General features: G+C 61.6%; 18 protein-coding genes. 10 read left to right on the forward strand and 8 right to left on the reverse strand.

The window, feature by feature from the left end; translation table 11 throughout:
• Nucleotides 1-20 precede the first annotated feature (20 nt).
• On the reverse strand, nucleotides 21-815 hold the full coding sequence (locus tag R3175_RS08385; protein ID WP_318943700.1) for a SulP family inorganic anion transporter: 795 nt from the start codon (nucleotides 813-815) through the stop codon (nucleotides 21-23).
• 451 nt (nucleotides 816-1,266) lie between these two features.
• On the opposite strand from R3175_RS08385, the gene R3175_RS08390 reads away from it, so the two are divergent.
• The 3 genes from R3175_RS08390 to thpR all read left to right on the forward strand — a co-directional run bounded on the left by R3175_RS08390 (nucleotide 1,267) and on the right by thpR (nucleotide 3,765).
• On the forward strand, nucleotides 1,267-2,430 hold the full coding sequence (locus R3175_RS08390) for a GNAT family N-acetyltransferase (protein ID WP_318943953.1): 1,164 nt from the start codon (nucleotides 1,267-1,269) through the stop codon (nucleotides 2,428-2,430).
• 133 nt (nucleotides 2,431-2,563) lie between these two features.
• Entirely contained in the window at nucleotides 2,564-3,244 is a 681-nt protein-coding gene (locus R3175_RS08395) for a hypothetical protein (RefSeq protein WP_318943702.1), read from the forward strand.
• The gene (gene thpR / locus R3175_RS08400; protein WP_318943705.1) at nucleotides 3,241-3,765 is read left to right on the forward strand and encodes an RNA 2',3'-cyclic phosphodiesterase; all 525 of its coding nucleotides are present in this window, start codon (nucleotides 3,241-3,243) and stop codon (nucleotides 3,763-3,765) included. The genes R3175_RS08395 and thpR overlap by 4 nt, the downstream gene beginning before the upstream one ends.
• On the opposite strand, the gene R3175_RS08405 is transcribed toward thpR, so the two are convergent.
• The 6 genes from R3175_RS08405 to R3175_RS08430 all read right to left on the reverse strand — a co-directional run bounded on the left by R3175_RS08405 (nucleotide 3,762) and on the right by R3175_RS08430 (nucleotide 7,571).
• A complete protein-coding gene (locus tag R3175_RS08405; protein ID WP_318943707.1) occupies nucleotides 3,762-3,977 on the reverse strand; it encodes a dodecin in 216 nt (71 codons plus the stop codon). The two genes, thpR and R3175_RS08405, sit on opposite strands and share 4 nt — an antisense overlap.
• 106 nt (nucleotides 3,978-4,083) lie before the next feature.
• Complete coding sequence (locus R3175_RS08410) at nucleotides 4,084-4,395, reverse strand: AzlD family protein (RefSeq protein WP_318943709.1); 312 nt, start codon at nucleotides 4,393-4,395, stop codon at nucleotides 4,084-4,086.
• Nucleotides 4,392-5,102, reverse strand: a complete 711-nt coding sequence (locus tag R3175_RS08415; RefSeq protein ID WP_318943710.1) for an AzlC family ABC transporter permease — start codon at nucleotides 5,100-5,102, stop codon at nucleotides 4,392-4,394. Before R3175_RS08415 ends, R3175_RS08410 begins: the two co-directional genes overlap by 4 nt.
• 124 nt (nucleotides 5,103-5,226) lie before the next feature.
• A complete protein-coding gene (locus tag R3175_RS08420; RefSeq protein WP_318943712.1) occupies nucleotides 5,227-5,922 on the reverse strand; it encodes an NAD(P)H-binding protein in 696 nt (231 codons plus the stop codon).
• A 158-nt stretch (nucleotides 5,923-6,080) separates the two neighbouring features.
• Entirely contained in the window at nucleotides 6,081-6,620 is a 540-nt protein-coding gene (locus R3175_RS08425; RefSeq protein ID WP_318943714.1) for a hypothetical protein, read from the reverse strand.
• A gap of 147 nt (nucleotides 6,621-6,767) precedes the next feature.
• Complete coding sequence (locus R3175_RS08430; RefSeq protein ID WP_318943716.1) at nucleotides 6,768-7,571, reverse strand: sulfite exporter TauE/SafE family protein; 804 nt, start codon at nucleotides 7,569-7,571, stop codon at nucleotides 6,768-6,770.
• Nucleotides 7,572-8,154: 583 nt separating this feature from the next.
• On the opposite strand from R3175_RS08430, the gene R3175_RS08435 reads away from it, so the two are divergent.
• The 3 genes from R3175_RS08435 to R3175_RS08445 all read left to right on the forward strand — a co-directional run bounded on the left by R3175_RS08435 (nucleotide 8,155) and on the right by R3175_RS08445 (nucleotide 14,378).
• Nucleotides 8,155-11,640, forward strand: a complete 3,486-nt coding sequence (locus R3175_RS08435) for an indolepyruvate ferredoxin oxidoreductase family protein (protein WP_318943718.1) — start codon at nucleotides 8,155-8,157, stop codon at nucleotides 11,638-11,640.
• Between the two features lie 128 nt (nucleotides 11,641-11,768).
• The gene (locus tag R3175_RS08440) at nucleotides 11,769-12,869 is read left to right on the forward strand and encodes a Glu/Leu/Phe/Val dehydrogenase (RefSeq protein WP_318943720.1); all 1,101 of its coding nucleotides are present in this window, start codon (nucleotides 11,769-11,771) and stop codon (nucleotides 12,867-12,869) included.
• A gap of 102 nt (nucleotides 12,870-12,971) precedes the next feature.
• Nucleotides 12,972-14,378: a sodium-dependent transporter gene (locus R3175_RS08445; protein ID WP_318943722.1), complete on the forward strand. Its 1,407-nt coding sequence runs from the start codon at nucleotides 12,972-12,974 to the stop codon at nucleotides 14,376-14,378.
• 312 nt (nucleotides 14,379-14,690) lie between these two features.
• Here R3175_RS08445 and R3175_RS08450 read toward each other — a convergent pair whose 3' ends face one another.
• Nucleotides 14,691-15,422 (reverse strand): murein L,D-transpeptidase catalytic domain family protein, encoded by a 732-nt coding sequence (locus tag R3175_RS08450; RefSeq protein WP_413231747.1) that lies wholly within the window; start codon nucleotides 15,420-15,422, stop codon nucleotides 14,691-14,693.
• Between the two features lie 270 nt (nucleotides 15,423-15,692).
• Here R3175_RS08450 and R3175_RS08455 point away from each other — a divergent pair, with 270 nt between their 5' ends.
• From R3175_RS08455 to R3175_RS08470, 4 genes are all read left to right on the forward strand, one after another.
• Nucleotides 15,693-17,186 (forward strand): L,D-transpeptidase family protein, encoded by a 1,494-nt coding sequence (locus R3175_RS08455; protein WP_318943725.1) that lies wholly within the window; start codon nucleotides 15,693-15,695, stop codon nucleotides 17,184-17,186.
• Between the two features lie 95 nt (nucleotides 17,187-17,281).
• On the forward strand, nucleotides 17,282-18,055 hold the full coding sequence (locus R3175_RS08460; RefSeq protein WP_318943727.1) for a transporter substrate-binding domain-containing protein: 774 nt from the start codon (nucleotides 17,282-17,284) through the stop codon (nucleotides 18,053-18,055).
• Nucleotides 18,056-18,172: 117 nt separating this feature from the next.
• Nucleotides 18,173-19,183, forward strand: a complete 1,011-nt coding sequence (locus tag R3175_RS08465) for a DUF1835 domain-containing protein (RefSeq protein WP_318943729.1) — start codon at nucleotides 18,173-18,175, stop codon at nucleotides 19,181-19,183.
• Nucleotides 19,184-19,215: 32 nt separating this feature from the next.
• The gene (locus R3175_RS08470; protein ID WP_318943731.1) at nucleotides 19,216-20,145 is read left to right on the forward strand and encodes a succinyl-CoA synthetase subunit beta; all 930 of its coding nucleotides are present in this window, start codon (nucleotides 19,216-19,218) and stop codon (nucleotides 20,143-20,145) included.
• The last annotated feature ends 8 nt before the right edge of the window (nucleotides 20,146-20,153 follow it).

Below are 20,153 nucleotides of genomic sequence, written 5' to 3' on the forward strand. Positions count from 1 at the left end.
ACCACCGCCCCCCAGATTTCTTACGCCGTTATTGTCACGCTTATCGGGCCCACCCCACCCGCCACCCCCCCCACCCGTTCCCCCCGCCCCCCCACACGTCCCATGCCCCCCCCCGGGGGGGGGGTCCCCCCCCCCCCCGACACCGGGGCTGCCTTGCCGGTGAGATCCGCCATACGCTCGGACAGGCCGAGCGCAAGCAGGCCAGAGCGGAGGAAACGCCGACATAAATACAGGTACACCAGGACCCCGCCACCAATGACGACGGTCATCGGGTTCACGTTATCCAGCTGTTGCCAAAGCCCCTGGCCCATCTCCAGCAGGTTATGACCGCCGCCAGGAATACCCAGGACCTGGCCCAACTGACTGCCGGCGATCAGGATGCCGGAGGCGGTGACAAACCCGGAAATCACCGGATGGCTGAGGAAGTTGGCCAAAAAACCCAGACGCAGCATTGCCATGGCCATCAGCACCAGCCCTGAGAGGATTGCCAGAATCAACGCCGCTCCCACGTACTCCGGACTGCCAACCTCGGCCATGCCAGCCAGGGCCGAGGCGGTCATCAGAGAAGCCACAGCGACCGGACCAATGGCCAGGGTGGCACTGCTGCCAAACAGCCCATAGAGCACCAGGGGAATCATGCTGGCGTACAGGCCCACCTCCGGCGGGAGCCCAGCGAGCATGGCATACGCCAGGGCCTGGGGAACCAGCATCAGGGTTACGATCACCGCGGCCAGGGCATCGCTGATGAAAGTCCCGCTCCGGTATCCCTTCAGCCATTGCAGGAGCGGCAGGTAGCGTTCAACTCGATTCATCATAATGGTTGCGACTTGCCCTCCCCGTTTCGGGAGTCGTTTGCCGGCAACAGGCGGCCGCAGACACACAACGGGAAGGATTTTTTACGCAGTCGACTCTCCAATCAGACGGTTAAATACCTGGCCACACTAAAACACACTTTTGGTTATATGCATAGACTATTTTGGAATATTAAAATCAATACCGCCAATAGCTTTCCCCAATCAAGGGTTCTCGCCCCACCCAATGACGCTCCTGACCTCCAACAGCCTTATCCCTACGCCGGTCCATTGCCATCAGCCATCTACCAGTATCTGCCGTCCGACCGCTCACGACACTGACCTATGTCTGACGGGATAGACACGCACGGGAACACGCCGGAATCCACGTCTGGCGCGCACTCGACAAACACTGGTTCCGGGATGATTGAAACCGGATTTGCCGGTATGGTTACTGGTGACCGCGACCAGTCCCATGGATGCCATGCCGAACCTGACTCTGAAGCCCGTCTCTACAATTCGTGACATCCCGGAGGCCTCCTGGGACCGGTTCAGTGGGTCCGGAATCCCGTTCCTCCGCCACCGCTTCCTGGACGCGCTGGAAGCCAGCGGCTGTACCAGCCCGGCCACCGGTTGGACGCCCTGCCACCTTCAGTTGCTGCTCGATGACGAGCTGGTCGGTGTGGCCCCGGCCTACCTGAAAACCCACTCCATGGGCGAGTATGTGTTCGATTGGGCCTGGGCGGACGCCTACCATCGCTATGGCCAGCGTTATTACCCCAAGCTGGTCATCGCCGTACCCTTCACGCCCTCCCAGGGACCGAGACTGTTACTGGACGCGAAAGCCCGCCAACGGATTGAACCCCACGCCCTGCATCGAGCCCTGGATAGCCTGATCGAGGACCTCGGGGCCCGGTCCTGGCACCTGCTGTTTCCCGATGCCAACGACCAGGCACTGCTCGATCACGCCGAGGCCATCCATCGGCTGGGTTGCCAGTTTCACTGGCACAATCGGGGATACCGGGAATTTACGGACTTCCTGGCCACACTCACCTCCCGCAAGCGAAAATCCATCAAACGGGAGCGCCGACAAGTGGTGGAACAGGGCATCCGTTTCCAACACCATCCCGGGGTTGAGCTGCCGGACGATGTTCTCGAGACCTTCTACGATTTCTATCAGGCGACCTATTTCAAGCGTGGCCAACGCCCCTATCTGTCCCTGGAATTTTTCCGGATACTGCGCGACCGACAGGGAGACCAGTTGCACCTGGTGATGGCGGAAAGGCACGGCAGGTTCATTGCCGGCGCCCTGTTCCTGACTGGGGACGACACACTGTTCGGCCGCTATTGGGGGTGTCTGGAGGAGTTTGATCACCTGCACTTCGAAACCTGTTACTACCAGGGCATAGAGCTGGCCATCGAGCGTGGCCTGGCCCGGTTTGATGCCGGCGCCCAGGGGGAGCACAAGCTGATCCGCGGCTTCGCCCCGGTGCTTACCCACTCCTGGCACGGTATCGCCCACCCGGGCTTTCACGATGCCATCCGGCGATTCTGCCAGGAAGAGGCCGAGCAGGTGATCCGCTATCGGGACGAGGCACTGACGGCGTTACCCTACCGGACCGAAGCACCTCCAGAGTAGTTCCCGGATTTCCTTACGAATTTCATCCCATGACATCAGTTGGACTACACTCTAGGAAGCCATCAGCGATGCCCTTGAGCCCAAAGGACGGTGACCTTTGAGCTGAATCCCCATTTCATGCGGAGCGGATTTCATGGACCCTGGCAGTTTCCTGGCCCTTTTCGCCGATGATCAATTGCCGCTCTACGTTGCCAGCGGCGCCCTTCTGGTGGCTCTGGTGCTGTTGATTTTGTTCAATCGCTTCCGTTCTCAGTCGGAGGCAAACCAGGAAGTTCAAAAGCAACGTCTGGATACGCTTTGGCAAGAGCTGGATGACATGAGAATCGGCCAGATGGAGAGACCGCATCACGCCGCTGGCCCAGCCTCCGACGGCCTGGGCCGGGAGCAGCTGGCCATTGAGAAGTCCGCTTACGATCGACTCTGGCCGCCCGTCTGCGACCTGCATGAAAAACTCGGGGCCTTCCTGAGGGCCCTGGAGAGCGAAGAGCCGGCGAACGACAGCCGCCTCTCCGCCAGGAATGCGGCGCTGGAGGCAAGGACCGTCCTCAATCAGGTTCGCCCTTTCTGCCACCAGCGGGTGGAGGAGTTGGCCACCCAGCTGATCGACGCCGAGATCAAGGCCCACCTGGCCGGCTGCCAATACCAGGAAATCCAGAGAGACACCCGTTCCGATGGTGGCGACCATGACCTGGAAGTACAGCACCAGAAGTATCGCCTGCTTTACGACGGCGAAGTTCCGGAGTTAATGAACGAGCTGATCGACGCCATCCGGCGTCGGGTGGTGCGCCGGGGGGAGGGAACGGGATACTCGTGAGACTGTTTATCGGGCTGACGTTGCCCGGAGCAATCAAGAGACAGATACGGGCAACCCAGCACGGCATCCGCCATGCCCGTTGGCAGAACAGCAACCAGTTACACCTGACCCTGAATTTTATCGGCCAGGTCCCGGAGGACCAGGCCCCCGCCCTCTGCGAACTGGTCTCGGCTTTTCAATTCGCACCATTCAGTCTGCAACTGACTGGTGCAGGCCGTTTCGGAACCCGCGCGTTGTGGCTGGGCGTATCACCTGATGAGCCGGTTATCCAGCTGCATGAGAGCTTCAAGGCGCTGTTGGCGGAGCAGGACTGGCCAACGGAAAACCGCCGCTTCCGGCCCCACGTTACTGTTGCCAGGCTGGGTCGGCGCAGCGACTGCACCGATTATTTACAGACTCACCAGGATTTCCGGTCACCGCCGTTTACCGTCCGGCAGGCCGTCCTGTTTTCCAGCGCCCAGGGACCGCAGGGGTCCCACTATGAGGTGATCGCCCGCACTGCGAAACCCCCGAGGTACTAGCTGCCCTCTATGCGGAAGCCAACCTTCATCACCACCTGGTGATGGCCGACCTTCCCATCCACCACATGGCCACGGATCTCCTGCACCTCGTACCATTCGATGTTACGGATGCTCTTACTGCATTCCTCCAGGGCGTTGTTGATGGCCTCTTCGATCCCTGACTTGGACGAACCGACTACTTCCACTTTCTTATAGGTATGATGGTTGGACATGGAAACCTCCGTTTACTCGGTCACGGTTGTTCCTTGAGCCTAGTCCATGGAGGGCGGAAATGTCAGGCCGGTCTCGACTGACTGGCCCGTGGGGCTGAAAACGTCGTTAAAAAAGGTAACGGGTGGCCGCGGCCGCGGCGATACCGGCGGCAATGGCCGGCAGGGGTTTTCGGGTGAGCAGCATCAGCACGGCAGTGATCAGCAGGGCCAGCCTTGCACCCAGGTCGCCCTCATAGGCCAGGGGCACGATGATGGCGATCAGGACCGAGCTGGCCATCGCGTTGATGAAGCTCTCGACCCGTGGACTGATCCGCACGAACGACATCAGTACCACGCCACCATAACGGGTGATGAGGGTGACGGCAGTCATAATGACAATGAGCGCCAGCGTACCGACAGTGGTGGTTTCGATGGTCATGCCGGCTTATGCTCCAACCAGAAGTATCCCACGACACCACCGGCCAGTGCGCCAACCACCACGTGGGTGTGTGGCGGCAGCCACCAATAGGCCGCCATGGCCGCAGTAGCGGATACCGCCCAGGCCACCAGCACCCGCGGTGACTTCTTGCCACCCAGCGCCATGGCCAGTAGGAAACAGCCAAGCACCATATCCAGGCCAAGGGCTTCGGGATTCTCCAGCAAGCCACCAAAGTGCACCCCGAGCAGGGTTCCCGCCAGCCAGGCCAGCCACAGCACCAGTCCACCGCCGAGGATCACTTCCAGGTTGCGTTGGCCGTTCTGGTAATCCTGGGCGGCCACCGCCCAGTTGGCGTCGGTGAGCACCAGCAGGATGCCATAACGCTGGCCCACCGGCAGGTCTTTCAGCATCGGGTACAGGGACGCTCCCATCAGCAGGTGCCGGGAGTTGATGGCGAAGACCACCGCCATCAGCGGCACCACCGCCACCGTCGCCCCCCACATATCCAGGGCGGCAAACTGGGAGGCGCCGGCAAACACCGAGGTGCTCATCAACAGCGCCTGCCACGGGGCGAGGCCGGCCTGTACCGCAGCCAGGCCAAAGGCGGCGCCAAACGCCACCACAAACAGGGAGATGGGGAGCAACCGAACAAATTCCGCCCGCACGCGGGCGGGCTGTAACTGGTAACTGGGGGCTAACGTGGCCATCTTGGCAAACCGGCGTCCTGGCAGAGTGGGTAGCAATCGGATCTGGGGCAATCAGATGTCAATCTGTTAGGACACTAGTCAGGTTGGCCTCGAGAGCGTATAGGTAGATTCCGAAGCGACTGCGTCAGGCTTCCTGGGCCACGGGCGCGGCATGGGCCAACATCATGATGTCCTCGTAGTGCCGGACCAGTACCCTGGGCGTCATGTCCCGGGGCAGTTCCAGCTCCCGGATCTCGTTCACCATGGCCTGGGCCACGTCGGCTGAGTCAACACCGCGGTATTTCGACAGGGGGCCCGGTAGCAACCGGTTGAGGGTGGGCATCACCAGTGCCATGGCCGACTCGCCGCGCCGGTGTTCGGCACGATCGCCCAGCAGCAGGCCGGGGTGGTAGATGGACAGGTAAGGATAATCAAGCGCCTTGATATCCCGTTCCAGCTCTCCTTTGACCCGGTTGTAGAACACCGGTGACCGGGGCGCAGCCCCCACCGCCGACATCAGGATAAAGGCCTTGGCGCCACGCGCCTTGCCCATGCGCGCCGCCTCCAGGCAGTAGCCATAATCCACCCGGCGAAACGCCTCGCGGGAGCCGGCCTGCTTGAGAGTGGTCCCGAGACAACAGAGGATGACGTCCACCTCGAAATGACGGGCCGACGCCTCAAGATGGTCGAAATCCGCCACGGCGGAGGTCAGCCGGGGGTGCTCCAGCGCCAGCGGCCGACGGGTGAGCGTCACCACCCGCTCGACTTCCGGGGTGGCCAGAAGGCCCTTGAGACATTGGTGACCGGTGAGCCCGGTGGCGCCGAGCAGCAATACCCTCATATCCATGCACCTCCCTGAACAAAAAAGGCCTTCCACTGTCGGTGGAAAGCCTTGCAAACATAACACACCCACCCTCTCCCCGAACCGGATCTTACACGGCAGGGAGCAGCGCCTCAGGCGAAGGACGCTCCGGTACCCTCGTCCAGGGCTCTCATGTCCTAGACGACATGGACGCGGCCATCATTGCCGGCAAAGGGATTGTTGATGCTACTGCCTTCGCCGCCCAGGGTGGCCTCCGGATGATTCTCCAGCATCTCCTGCTCAATCTCTTCTGCGTACTTGCGGGGCACATCCACCATCACCAGGTACTTGCCGGCCTCAATCGCGTTGTGGAACTTGCGGATACGGTAGTTCTCGGCGTTGATCCCGCCAAATCCTCCCAGCCAGCCGCCGGCCATGACGGCGAATGCACCCAGGGCAACCCACGCCAGGGTGGGCCATTCCATATTGCCGTAGTACGCGGCGGGCAGGATGAAACTAAGTCCGATCACCAGGCCGATCAACATGCCCCGTTCCACGTAACGCACCAAGTCGGTCCGATCAAGTACGCTGGCTCGATGCAGTCGATGGGTGTACAGCCCGGCTTCGTCCTTGCTGACGATATGGAATCGCCAATCACTGATACCCCGGGCATGCAAGTCGTCGGAGATGTCCTGGACATCCTCGATGTCGTCAACCAGATAGAATAAGCGTTTCATAAGCCACCTCCCCTCTCGGAGAGAACGTTACACCACCTCAAAGTCCATTATACGCTGGGCACGTGCCTGGAATCTCAAGGGGTTAAGATTGTCTGGCGATATGAAGCGCCAACTTAGCGCGGTGAGTACTAAGGTGGCGCAGTCTGGTCAGGACAGCATGGGGGACACCACGCCGTTCCACAGGCCGATGGCGCTGATCACCAGTAAAATGGTACCCAGCACGCGGAAGAAGATCGGCGTCTCCGCCTGCAGCATGCGATCGTGAAAACGTAGCCCGATGACATGGCCGATGGCGGCGCAGGGCAGCAGCCACAGGTGATGGATCAACTGCAAGTCCACACCGGCCCAGATGAAGGCGCCCATCTTGATGGTCACCAGGATAAACCAGAGCGCAAACAGGGTGTCCCGCAGTTTCTCTTTCGGTAACTGCTGGGCCACCACCGCGATGATCAGGGGCGCACCGATCAGGGAGGTACCACTGATGTACCCCCCCAGCATCAGGAATGCGGTGTCCACCGCCCGGCTGTTACTGCGAAACGGTCGGTTGAGGATGTAGGACAGCGAATACACCGACACGATGGCCAAGATGATCCCGCTCATCACGCTGGCCGGCAGGGTGATCAGACCAAACACGCCGATCAGCTTGGGTACAATCATGATCCCGAGAATTCGCCAGAGATAGCGCCAGTCCACCGTCCCCTCGCCTGTGTGGCCTGTGTGCGCGGACGCTGACGCGGACTTCTTGCGGTTGTTCATGACAATGGTCAACGACGAGAACACCAACAGGTGCACCGAGATGATCGGCAGGTACACCAGCGGCTCGTTGTACACCAGCAGCAGGAACGGCAGGGACAGTACCGCACCACCAAAGCCGAGGCCGGAGCGGACGAAGCCACTCCAGATGAAGATCAGGCCAATGAGGGCGTACTGCAGCATCGACAGGTCGGTCATGACAGTCCTGGTCGGGAACAAAGGGAATTGGGCAAAGGATGGGAGTGTACCGGACCTCACTGGCCGAAGCCTACGTAGAATCCACTACAAGGGCGCAGAGGCGCCCATAAATCAACGGACTGTCCGCTCGTCCGGAAATGGCACCAGGCCACCATCGACTTTTTGGTTAGAAAATAATCATTGACCTGTTTAGAAAAAGCATCTAGTTTGTGGCCTTGTTCGTGCCCCACAAGGGCAATGGACACTGAAATCGAGATGCCGGCCAAAAGCCGGAACACAACAACAAGACGACCACTCGTACCGTGATCCGGTCAGGTGGGAGAGGATTTCAACCATGCCACAGTCAGCATACCCCCATGCTGGTCGGAGCCCTGCATCCGGCCATCCGCACCTGCTTCAACGTTCACCGTTTTCCGTACAGACCATCGTTCTGGGTTCTGCCAGTCCGGCCCTCGGTCGCTTGCAGTTAACTCAGTCCTGAATGCGGTCCTGAATTCGCATTTCACAACGAATTGATGTCGTCGGTTGGCTCATTAGCGATTGCCAGCCACGGACAGCCTTAACCGGAAAAAGGTGAACAGTTATGCGTGATGTCAGCCTCAACGACGTGTGGGAACGCGATTCCGGCCCGGTCTACATGACCGGCAGCCAGGCCCTGGCCCGCCTTCCCCTGCTGCAGGCCCAGCTCGACCAGCAACACGGCCACAACACCGCCGGCTTCATTTCCGGCTACCGGGGCTCCCCCCTCGGCGGCTTCGACCAGGTACTCTGGAAAGCCAAGGACTACCTCAAGCAGCGCAACGTCCACTTCCTGCCAGGGGTGAACGAAGACCTGGGCGCCACCGCCGTGTGGGGGTCCCAGCAAGTGAATATTTTCGAGGGCGCCAAGTACGACGGCGTCTTTGCCCTCTGGTACGGCAAGGGCCCGGGTGTCGACCGTACCGGCGACGTGTTCAAGCACGCCAATGCCGCCGGCACCTCTCGCTTGGGCGGCGTACTCGCGGTGGCCGGCGACGACCACTCCTGTAAGTCTTCCACCTTGCCGCACCAGAGCGATTACGGCTTCATGGACGCCTCCATGCCGGTGCTCAACCCCAGCGGTGTTCAGGAGATTCTCGACCTCGGCCTCTATGGCTGGGCCATGTCCCGGTACAGCGGCTGCTGGATCGGCTTCAAGGCCCTGGCGGAGGTGATGGACTCCTCCCTCACCGCCAACCTCGACCTGAGCCGCATCAACATCCGGTTTCCCGAGCACTTCCAACTGCCCGAAGGCGGCCTCAACTCCCGTTGGCCGGACAAGCCGTTGGAGCAGGAAGAACGCCTGCACCGCTACAAGCTGGAGGCGGCCAAGGCCTTCTGCCGAGCCAACCGCCTGGACAAGACGGTGCTGGGTGCCAGCAAGCCCCGCTTTGGCATTGTCACCACCGGCAAGTCCTACCTGGACACCATTCAGGCGCTGTCGGACCTGGGTCTGGGTCAAGCCGAACGGGAGGCGCTGGGACTGACCGTGTACAAGGTCGCCATGCCCTGGCCGCTGGAACCGGAAGGCATCTTTGAGTTCGCCAGCGGTCTGGAAGAGATCCTGGTGGTGGAAGAAAAACGCGGCCTGATCGAAGACCAGATCAAGACCCAGCTGTACGGCTGGCAGGACCACAAGGCGCCCCGCATCATTGGTAAGCGCGACGAGACCGGTGCCGAACTGCTGCGTTCCAACGACGAGCTCACCCCGGCCATGGTGGCCCGGGCCATCGCCGCGCGCATCAAGGATCACTACTGCAACGACACCTTGCGTCAGCGCCTGGACTTCCTCACCGAGAAGGAAACCAGCCTGGCCCAGCCCAAGGAACGCCTGGAGCGCACCCCGCACTTCTGTTCCGGTTGCCCCCACAACACTTCCACCCAGGTGCCGGAAGGCAGCCGGGCCCTGGGCGGCATTGGCTGCCACTACATGGCCACCTGGATGGACCGCGGTACCGACACCTTCACCCAGATGGGCGGCGAAGGCGTCACCTGGTTGGGCCAGGCGCCGTTCACCAACCAGAAGCACGTGTTCCAGAATCTGGGCGACGGCACCTACTTCCACTCCGGGCTGCTGGCCATCCGTGCCGCCATCGCCTCCGGCGCCAACATCACCTACAAGATCCTGTACAACGACGCGGTGGCCATGACCGGCGGCCAGCCGGTGGACGGCACCCTCACCGTGCAGCAGATCAGTCACCAGCTCTACGGTGAAGGCGTACGCCGCATCGCCGTGGTCAGTGACGACATCGACAAGTACCCGTCCCGGGCCGACTTTGCCGACCGCACCACCTTCCATCACCGCGACGACCTGGATGCGGTGCAGCGGGAGATGCGCGAAATCGAAGGCTGTTCGGTGATCATCTACGACCAGACCTGCGCCGCCGAGAAGCGCCGCCGCCGCAAGCGCGGCACCATGGAGGACCCGGACCAGCGGGTGATGATCCATTCCGACGTCTGCGAAGGTTGTGGCGACTGCGGCATCCAGTCCAACTGCCTGTCAATCCTGCCCAAGGAGACCGAACAGGGCCGCAAGCGCACCATCGACCAGTCCGCCTGTAACAAGGACTTCAGCTGTGTCCGCGGCTTCTGCCCCAGCTTCGTTACCGTCAAGGGCGGCAAGCTGAAGAAGCCGGCCGGTGTCAGCCGGGACGTGGACTTCCCCACCCTGCCGGAACCGACCTTTGCCGGCGAGCACGATCCCTACGGCATCCTGCTGACCGGGGTTGGCGGCACCGGTGTGGTCACGGTCAGCGCCCTGCTGGGGATGGCGGCCCACCTGGAAGGCAAGGGCGTCTCGGTACTGGACCAGGCCGGCCTGGCGCAGAAGTTCGGCGCGGTGGTGAGTCACATCCGCATCGGCAAGAGCCAGGAAGACATTCACGCGGTGCGCATTCCCGCCGGCGAAGCCGACCTGATGATCGCCTTTGACCTGATGGTGGGTGCCAGCGACGACGCCCTGGCGAAACTGGACAACCGCTTCTCCCGCAGCGTGGTGAACACCGAAACCGCCATGCCGGCGGCCTTCACCCGCAACCCGGACCTGCAGTACCCGGGCGAAGCCATGGAGAACACCGTGCGCGAGGCGTCCAAGCCGGACGGCAGCTGGTTCCTCAATGCCGGCGACCTGGCCAAGAAGCTGATGGGCGACGCCATGGCGGTCAACCTGTTTACCGTGGGCTTCGCCTACCAGCAGGGTCTGCTGCCGCTGAACGCCGAGTCCATCGAACGCGCCATCGAGCTCAACAACGTGGCGGTGGACAAGAACAAGCAGGCCTTCCTCTGGGGCCGTCGGGCAGCCTACGACCTGGACAAGGTCATGGCCCTCGCCTACCCGAAACGCGCCGCCGAATCCGCGGGAAGCCCGGTACAGATCGTCGAGACCATCGATCAGTTGGTTGAGCGGAACAAGCGTCACCTCACCGACTACCAGAACGAGGCCCTGGCCAAGCGTTATGAGATGCTGGTCCGCAAGGTCCAGCGCAGCGTGGAAGCCAAGGTCGGCAACGACCCGCTGCTGGTCCGTGCGGTGGCGGAAAACTACGCCAAGGTGCTGGCCTACAAGGACGAGTACGAGGTGGCCCGGCTGTTCAGCAACGGCAGCCTGCGCAAGCAGCTGGAGGAACAGTTTGAAGGCGACGTGGAACTGGAGTTCAACCTGGCACCGCCCATGCTCAGCCGCGGCAAGAACGGCGAGCGGCCCCGCAAGCTGAAGTTCGGCCCCTGGATGGAGAAGGTGTTCCACATCCTGGCCCGCTTCAAGTCCCTGCGTGGCACACCGCTGGACGTGTTCGGCTACACCGCCGACCGTCGCCTGGAACGGGCACTGATTCGCGAGTACGAGGCCGACATCCAGTGGCTGCTCAAGCACCTGAGCCGCGACCATCTGGACGCCGCCCGTAACCTGGCATCGCTGCCCGGCAAGATCCGCGGCTTTGGCCCGGTGAAGGAAGCGGCCTACGAGGCAGCCCAGAAGGAACGCAAGCAACTGCGCACCCTGATCAATCCGGCGTCCACCGAGCACAACCGGATTGCCAGTGCAGCGGCTTGAACCGAATCATCGTATTACGAACTAAACTAACAAGAGAGGGCCCGACCGGCGATCCCGGGACGGCCCAAACAAAAACGCGCCATTGTCCTCACAAGGGTTCCAGTGGCCACGGAGTAAGGTGAAACGCCATGAACGTATTCAGCCATCCCGAGTTCGACAACCACGAGCATGTCTCGTTCTTCTGCGATCCCAAGACCGGCCTCAAGGCCATTGTAGCCGTACACAATACCTCGCGCGGCCCGGCCCTCGGTGGCTGCCGCATGTTTCCCTACGCCACGGACGAGGAAGCCCTGCGGGATGTCCTGCGGCTGTCCCGCGGCATGACCTACAAGTCCGCCCTGGCCAACCTGGACCTGGGTGGCGGCAAGTCGGTGATTATCGGCGATCCCCGCAAGCACAAGACCGACGACCTGCTGGAGGCCATGGGCCGCTTTGTCGAGCAGCTCAATGGCCTGTACATTGCCGCCGAAGACTCCGGCACCAGCGTTGAAGACCTGAAGGTGATGGGCCGGTGCACCAAGCACGTCGCCGGCATTTCGTCCCACATCGGTTTCGACGGCAAGCCCAGCAACGGCGATCCGTCACCGGCCACCGCCTACGGCACCTTTGTGGGCCTCCAGGCGGCGGTCAAGCACAAGCTCGGCCGCAGCGACCTGGAAGGGCTGAAAGTCGCCGTTCAGGGCATCGGTCATGTTGGCTATCGACTGGCCCGTCACCTGCACGAAGCCGGCGCCAAGCTGTGGGTGTATGACATCCACCAGGAACAGATGGACCGTGCCGTGGAAGAGTTTGGGGCAACCCCGGTCGGCGGTGACGAGATCCTCTCCCTGCCCGTGGATGTTGTGGCCCCCTGCGCCCTGGGCGCGGTACTGAACGACCAGAGCATCGCCAACCTGAAGGCCACCGTAGTGGCCGGTGCCGCCAACAACCAGCTGGAGCACCCGCACCACGACGAGGCGCTGATGAAGCGCGGCATCCTCTACACCCCGGATTTCGTGATCAACGCCGGCGGCATCATCGATGTGTTCCATGAGCGCACCGACCACGACGCCGACAAGGTCCGGGCCCACGTCGAATCCATCGGCGACACCCTGGAAGAGATCTTCACCCGCTCCGACCGCGACGGCCGCCCCACCGGCGCCATCGCCAACGAACTGGCGGAAGAGCGCTTCGAGCATATCCCCGCCTCAAAGGAGCAGCACGCCCACCGGTTCGCCAAGGCCGGCTAACTGGGCGCACTGATCCCGAGAGCTGACGGAATACACTGGGCTTGAGCGCTCCTGTTCAAGCCCTGTCCCCCGAAAACAAAAATTCGTAAGCAGGAGACAGCTATGTCCTATTCATCCTCTGCCACCGCCACTGGTGCCCTGGAGGGGGCCTCCGCCAAGCGCGGACTCTGGTCTTCCCGACTGGCCTTTATCCTCGCCGCCACCGGTTCCGCGGTCGGCCTGGGCAATATCTGGAAGTTCCCCTACATCACCGGTGAGAACGGTGGTGGCGCCTTCGTGCTGGTGTACCTGGTGTGCATCGCTGCGGTGGGTATTCCCATCATGATGGCGGAAGTGCTGATCGGTCGCCGCGGCGGTCGCAGCCCGGTCAACAGCATTCGGCTGATTGCCGAGCGGGACAAACTCAACCCGGCCTGGAAACTGGTGGGGATCATCGGCGTACTGGCCGCCTTCCTGATCCTGTCGTTCTACTCCGTGATCGGGGGTTGGGCGGTCTCCTACGTGGGCACCGCCGCCAGTGGAGAGCTAGCGGGACAAACCGCCGAGTCCATCGGCGCGATTTTCTCCGGCTTGCTCAGTGATCCGGGTACCCTGCTGCTGTGGCACACCGTGTTCATGGCCCTGGTGATGGTCGTGGTGGCACGCGGTGTGCGCGCCGGCCTGGAACGGGCGGTGAGTATCCTGATGCCGGGGCTGTTCCTGCTGCTGATTGCGGTGGTGGTGTACGCCATGACCACCGGCCACTTTGGCGAAGCCGTCAGCTTCCTGTTCCAGCCGGACTTCTCCAAGCTCACCACCGAGGGTGTGCTGGTGGCGCTGGGTCACGCGTTCTTCACCCTCAGCCTGGGTATGGCGATCATGATGGCTTACGGCTCTTACCTGCCCAAAGGCATCTCCATCGCCAAGACCTCGATCACGGTTTCCGTCATGGACACCGCCGTGGCCCTGCTGGCCGGTCTGGCAATCTTCCCGATCGTGTTCGCCAACGGCATGGAGCCGGGCGCCGGGCCGGGCCTGATCTTCCAGACCCTGCCACTGGCCTTTGGTCAGATGCCCATGGGCAGCCTGTTCGGCACCCTGTTCTTCGTGCTGCTGATCTTCGCCGCCTGGACCTCCGGCATCTCCCTGCTGGAGCCGCTGGTGGAGTGGTTGGAAGAGCAGAAGGGCATGAACCGCACCATCAGCACCCTGGCCGCCGGCCTGGCCTGTTGGGGCCTGGGCATCGCCTCCATCCTGTCGCTGAACCTGTGGTCGGACGTCACCCCGCTGGGCATGTTCGCTATGTTCGAGGGCAAGACCATCTTCGACTTGCTGGACTTCCTCACCGCCAACATCCTGTTGCCGCTGGGCGGCTTGCTGGTAGCGGTCTTCGCCGGCTGGTTCATGTCCAAACAGGCGCTGAAGAACGAGCTGTCCCTGTCCGAATCCAGCTTCAAGCTGTGGCACAACACCCTGCGGTACTTCACTCCGGTGGCGGTACTGGTGGTGTTCATCTACAACCTGAGCTGATCGGTTCCGGTCAGGGGACAGGTTTCAAACCTGTCCCCTTCTCCAGAAAACAAAAGGGCGTAGCGGCTCAAGCCGCTACGCCCTTTTTGATTTCTGGGTCCCGTCCTAAATAAGGTTTACCCCTCCTGAAGCGCCCCCCCTTTAGGACGAACCAATAGCGATATTACGGAAGCTCAGAAGCGGCTGTTGGGGTTACTTTCGGAGCAGCGGCAGGGATGCCGCGGGGCCCGACAGGTACAGGACGTACCTTAGAGGGCCGCGGAGCAAGTACCCCCGACAGCCGCATCCCCGAACAACTCAGGCTACAAAACATCAACCATCGGCAGACCCAAGTGGAGAATCAGCCTCCGCCAACCGGGCCTCCGACTTGCAGTTCAAAAAAGCCGAAGACGCCAGCCACTCCTGATCCGGATAGTAAGAAAACACCAACTGCCCACCCTTGAGGTTGTCCACCACCTCGCGAATAGTACCCTGGCTCACCGCCGGACACCCATGGCTGCGGCCGATGCGGCCGTATTCGGCAACCCAGGATTGGTCTACATAGTCGGCCCCGTGAATCACAATGGCCCGCTGCCGGGCCAGGTCGTTGACCCCCGGTTCCAGACCGTCCAGGCGGAGTGAATAGCCATGTTGGCCACGATAACTCTCGCTCCCCATGAACAGACCGAGACTGGACTGATGACTGCCTTCGATATTGGAAAAGGCCGTCGCGGACGCCAGGCCGGAGTTCTTGCCATGGGCCACCAGGTCACGCAGAACCAATTCCTGGGATTCCAGGTCAAAGATCCACAGCCGCTGTTCGCTGGACGGGAGGGAAAAATCGATCACCGCCAGTCGGCTTGAGGACTCTATGCCATGGACCCGCGCGCACTCATAGGCCGTAAGCGCCGATTGCAGGACTTCAGGATTGAGATTTGGGGCCGCATTGGCTAGTTTACTGTACAGGTGTACGTGAAAAGTGTTCGCCATGCTGACACCTGATAACAACGCCATACACACCCCCAGCGCGGGGTTCAGTTTTGAGATTCGGCGAAGTTCTGGCATTCGATCAACCCTACTGGATTCCTGCGGATAACGGTTTGGGCTGGGCAGCACGGCCGCCCGGTCACGGGGGAGCGCCGGGGGAACACCGCCTCGTTCCCTGAAAATTGCCGCATTCTAGCAGGGAAGTCTGGGACGGCCATCAACATGTACATATTTTATACAAATTGTCGCATTCCACGCGCCAATCTCGCCAGCGCCGCGCTATGCCTATTGCTGCTACTCCCATGGTCGACCACCGCCAGTTTCCGGTTTACACCTGAGGACTGCGTGGTGTTGCCGGAGCTGTCCGGTTCCCACCAACTGGCGCTTACGGAATTCCAGCGAGGCATACCCCACGACTTCTGGGAGAAGCCGGGTCGACTGCTGGCGCTGATTGAGCAGTTGCAGCAACTCAAGGCTGATGGCCTGGAACCGGGGGCCTATTACATCGAGACCCTGATGCAGGTGCAGGATTTCCTGACAACCTGGGGAGCGGTCTTGCCCTGTGACGCGGATCTGGCCAGCTTTGCCTTCCTGAGCGCCCTGTCCGATCTTCGCTATGGCCGTTTCAATACCCTGGAGCGGGAGACTATCTGGTACTCGCCCATACTGGGTGATCGGCAGCGCTCCAGCGAACTGGCCTCCCTGGCCCTCAACCATGCCGATCAGCCGGCGGCCGCCTTTGCGAAGGCACGGCCAACGCTGCCGCTGTATGTGAATTTGCGAGCCGCCTTCGACAGAGCGCTGAGCAACTTCCCCGCCCACTGGCCAAAAATTCCCGACGGCCCCTTACTCAAACCCGGAGATCGCTCACCCCGAATCCCCATCCTGCGGGCACGGCTCCAGGCAGAAGGCTACCTGACCGAGAACGCAGAGCCGCTGGATCAACCGGACCGCTATGACGATGCCCTGCAGGACGCGGTGAAGCTGTTTCAGCAACGGCATTTCCTGGAGGCGGACGGCAAGCTCGGCGAACGCACCCTGGCCGAACTCAACATCCCCCCCACCACACGCCTGCAGCAGATAAAAACCAACCTGGAACGGCTGCGTTGGCTGGCTGCGGATATGGAACCCCATCTGTTACTGGTGGACATTGCCGCCGCCCGCATCCGCTACTATCGCGAAGGGAGTATCGTCTGGTCAGGCCGGGCACAGGTCGGACGTCCATTGCGGGAGACGCCCAGGCTCAAATCGGTGATTACCCACGTCACGGTCAATCCGACCTGGACCATCCCCACATCCATTTTCCTGAAAGACCAGCTGCCGCAAATACAGCAGAATCCCAACTATCTGGACCAGCGTAATATCCGCATTTACAACCGACAAGGTCATGAAATCAGTGAGGCGGAGGTGGACTGGCGTAACCCAGAGGGAATCCTGCTACGCCAGGACTCGGGGCCCGGAAACGCACTGGGCAAGGTGGTGATCCGGTTTTCCAATCCCTACGCCGTGTACCTTCACGACACGCCGTCGTCCTGGCTGTTCGAGTCGTCCAGCCGTTTCTTCAGTTCCGGGTGTGTCCGGGTGGAGAACGCCCTGAGCCTGACCGCCAAGCTGTTTGAGCACCAAAACACAGCCCCCTGGCGGGAAGTTCAGAGCCTGCGGGCGTCCGGTGAAACACAGAACGTGCACCTGCCAAGGGGGGTGCCGGTCCTGCTGGCTTACTGGACCGCAGAAGCGGATGGCGAAGGCAATCTGTACTTTCGGCCCGATACCTACCAAACTGATAACCAACTGCTCATTGAGCTGAGTCAGCTGAATACCATCCCCATCCGTTCAATCTGACGACTCCGCATCGGCCTGCCCAGTTGCTAACATCGACCGCAGCGATGGTTGAGGTATTCCGGCATAAGCAACCTGATTGTGTATCGGTATAGGTAATGGCGAGAGATGTAAAAATTGAGTGCCGTCGCATTGTTGGCCTGATGGTACTGTGCGGGCTTGCTCTGTTCTGCGCCTCCCCCGCCCTGGCAGAGGATCCCCAGTCCGCGCCCTGCCGCGTGATGGTTGGCCCCACCAGCGACGACGACCTCACCGCCGCCAACCTGGAATGGACCCGGCACCTTACTCGCTACCTGGACGAACGAGGCACAAAGTGCGATGTCCTGTTCGTTGATGCCTGGGCACGGGCCAACCTGATGTTTCGCGAGCAACAGATTGACGTACTGTTCCCGGAAATCGTCGGAGACCCAACCCAACCTGGCTTCACCGGACAACCGGTGGCCCTGACCTATGGCTTTGTCATATTTTCAAGAATCGATACCCAGGTGTTCGATCGCCCCAGCGAGCTCCGGGGACGGCAGGTGGGTCTCATACGTGGCCGCTTCTACCCCGACGAGCTGGTCGACACCCCCTACGTCGATTTCCAGGAGGCCAATTCCCTGGAACAGAATTTCAAGAAACTGATTTACGGCAGGATCGATGCCACCGTCGAGTACCGGTCCGATGGCCTCCGCCAGCTTGAGGCCATGGGCCTGATGAACCGGGTTCACCACGGTGAAGAGTTTGGTGTCGAGCAACTGGCCTATCGATTCCAGGCGACACCGGAAGGCGAACGTCTGCAAGCCCGGTTCGACCAGGCAATCGACGCATTGATGGAGGACGGCACCTACGCGGCCACCTTTGGGGGCACCAGCCAACGCCTGCTCCCCTGAGGGTAAAGTTACCGGTACCATTGGCCCATGCGGCCAGCCCCCGGCGGCGAGCGCCGGGGGCCTGCTATAAATGAAGTTAGAGGACCCAGAGTCAGGTTCAACCCAGGAAGGAACGCCATGCCTCTCGACGACGATCAGTCTACCCTGCACATTCGCTGCGGATCCGATTTACGCCTGTCCCTGCAAACGGCCGGTTTTGCAGGCGATTTTCTGGAATACGCCGACCCGGTCTGCCAGGGCCCGGTGCCCCCGAGTGATGAAGAGCTGCTGACGGTACGGGCAGAGTTCATCAACCGTGCCTACGAGGCGGACACGCCCGAGGGGTTTGAGGAAACCCTGGAATTGCTCCAGACCTGGGAAACCACCCTGGCCGGGGCAGCCAGTCATTATGATCGCGTTGTGCTCTGGTTTGAACATGACAGCTTCGACCAGTTGATCCTGTGCCGGATTCTGAACCACTTCCATACCCATGACCTCCCCGGGTGTCTGGAGATGGTAACCACCGACCACTACCCCGGGTATGAACGCTTCATCGGCCTGGGGCAACTGAATAGCGCTGCCCTCAGGGATCTCTGGCAACGGCGCCTCTCAGTGACACCCGAACAGATCCGGCTCGGCGCCCGCTGTTGGCAGGCCTTGCGGGAGCCCTCCCCCGCTTCGCTGGCAGCCCTGATGACCGAGCCGACCACGGATGCACTGCCCTATCTGGCTGGCGCCCTGCACCGCCACTTGCAGGAGTTACCCTCGGCCAGCAATGGGCTGGGATTAACCGAACAACTGACCCTCGAGCAGTTGCGGGCCGGCTCGCACACCGTGGCGGAGCTTTTCCGGGCTCTCATCATGACCCTTGACCCCCGCCCCTGGCTGGGGGATCTGATGTTCTGGTTTGTCGTCGAATCACTGCTGTCCGCGGACAATCCGCCCATCGCAATCACTGCCAACACCGACCACGCCAGCTGGCCACACCATCAACTGCGACTGACCGAGACCGGCCTGGCCCTGCTGGACGGCGAGCTGGACTGGATGCAATGCGCCCCCCCGGACCGCTGGCTGGGGGGCACCAAGCTAGGGCATCAACAGCCTGACTGGCGCTGGGACGACGCTGGCCAATGCCTCAAGCTCAGCTAACGCGTCGGTATAGCCCCTGGCACAGGCGATTCGTGGCGCTGGCCCTCGTACTGCTGGCTCCACTGTTTTTCTTTGGCGGCCCGGACTGGAGCTCTGGTCCGCTGTATAAGGCTGCCTGGAATCTGGGACACCCGTTATTCTTCGCCCTCCTCACCCTCTGGGCCAATCCGTGGCGATGGTTGTCGGGCTGGTCGCTGTGGCTGTCGGTGACCGTTGCGACGACCCTGATCGGCATCGGGGTGGAGGTCATTCAAGACAGCATCGACCGCCAGGCGGACTGGCACGATCTACTGCGCAACCTCATGGGGGCCTGGCTCGTCCTGGCCTGGCAACCATCGAGGTCCTGCGGTACGCCACCCATCCAGCTCAGCCTCCAGCGCACGGCTCGCTTTGCCACCGCAGCGCTGGTGCTGCTGGAAATCTCGTCGGTCGCTCAGGTGGCCTACCAACAGTACGAGGTGTATCGACAATTGCCTCGCCTCTACGATCTTTCATTGGAACACCCCAGGCGTTACTGGTCCGGCGCCCTGAACCGAGTGAGCAACTTTCGCGGCTCCAACCGGCCAGCGCTTGAGATCGCCCTGGGTACGGAGCGGTATTCCGGCGTGTCCCTCCACAACCTGCCGAGTGACTGGCTGGGCTATGATGCGCTCCATCTCGAACTGCACAATCCATCCAACGCCCCGCTTACCATGACGCTGCGGGTCAACGATGTCAGGCACGACCGGGGCGACAACGCCTACGGCGACCGCTTCAATACCCGGCTCTTCCTGCAGCCGGGTATCAATGAATTCACCATCGACCTGGACGAAGTTCGCACCGCCCCGGCAACCCGCAGTATGGACATGAACGAGATACGGCGCATCGTTCTGTTTACCACCTATCTTCCCTCCCCGGAAACCGTGTATCTCACCGAGATCCGCCTGCTTCGCGATGCAACATCGACACAGCCACTACACTAAACGTAAGC

This window comes from Marinobacter sp., assembly GCF_033722735.1.
Classification (GTDB): domain Bacteria; phylum Pseudomonadota; class Gammaproteobacteria; order Pseudomonadales; family Oleiphilaceae; genus Marinobacter.

Excerpts from the sequence above, each read along its gene's own strand:
- R3175_RS08385 (WP_318943700.1), bottom strand. The coding sequence starts at position 815 with ATGATGAATCGAGTTGAACGCTACCTGCCGCTCCTGCAATGGCTGAAG.
- R3175_RS08390 (WP_318943953.1), top strand. The coding sequence starts at position 1,267 with ATGGATGCCATGCCGAACCTGACTCTGAAGCCCGTCTCTACAATTCGT.
- R3175_RS08395 (WP_318943702.1), top strand. The coding sequence starts at position 2,564 with ATGGACCCTGGCAGTTTCCTGGCCCTTTTCGCCGATGATCAATTGCCG.
- R3175_RS08405 (WP_318943707.1), bottom strand. The coding sequence starts at position 3,977 with ATGTCCAACCATCATACCTATAAGAAAGTGGAAGTAGTCGGTTCGTCC.
- R3175_RS08410 (WP_318943709.1), bottom strand. The coding sequence starts at position 4,395 with ATGACCATCGAAACCACCACTGTCGGTACGCTGGCGCTCATTGTCATT.
- R3175_RS08415 (WP_318943710.1), bottom strand. The coding sequence starts at position 5,102 with ATGGCCACGTTAGCCCCCAGTTACCAGTTACAGCCCGCCCGCGTGCGG.
- R3175_RS08420 (WP_318943712.1), bottom strand. The coding sequence starts at position 5,922 with ATGAGGGTATTGCTGCTCGGCGCCACCGGGCTCACCGGTCACCAATGT.
- R3175_RS08425 (WP_318943714.1), bottom strand. The coding sequence starts at position 6,620 with ATGAAACGCTTATTCTATCTGGTTGACGACATCGAGGATGTCCAGGAC.
- R3175_RS08430 (WP_318943716.1), bottom strand. The coding sequence starts at position 7,571 with ATGACCGACCTGTCGATGCTGCAGTACGCCCTCATTGGCCTGATCTTC.
- R3175_RS08435 (WP_318943718.1), top strand. The coding sequence starts at position 8,155 with ATGCGTGATGTCAGCCTCAACGACGTGTGGGAACGCGATTCCGGCCCG.
- R3175_RS08440 (WP_318943720.1), top strand. The coding sequence starts at position 11,769 with ATGAACGTATTCAGCCATCCCGAGTTCGACAACCACGAGCATGTCTCG.
- R3175_RS08445 (WP_318943722.1), top strand. The coding sequence starts at position 12,972 with ATGTCCTATTCATCCTCTGCCACCGCCACTGGTGCCCTGGAGGGGGCC.
- R3175_RS08450 (WP_413231747.1), bottom strand. The coding sequence starts at position 15,422 with ATGCCAGAACTTCGCCGAATCTCAAAACTGAACCCCGCGCTGGGGGTG.
- R3175_RS08460 (WP_318943727.1), top strand. The coding sequence starts at position 17,282 with ATGGCGAGAGATGTAAAAATTGAGTGCCGTCGCATTGTTGGCCTGATG.
- R3175_RS08465 (WP_318943729.1), top strand. The coding sequence starts at position 18,173 with ATGCCTCTCGACGACGATCAGTCTACCCTGCACATTCGCTGCGGATCC.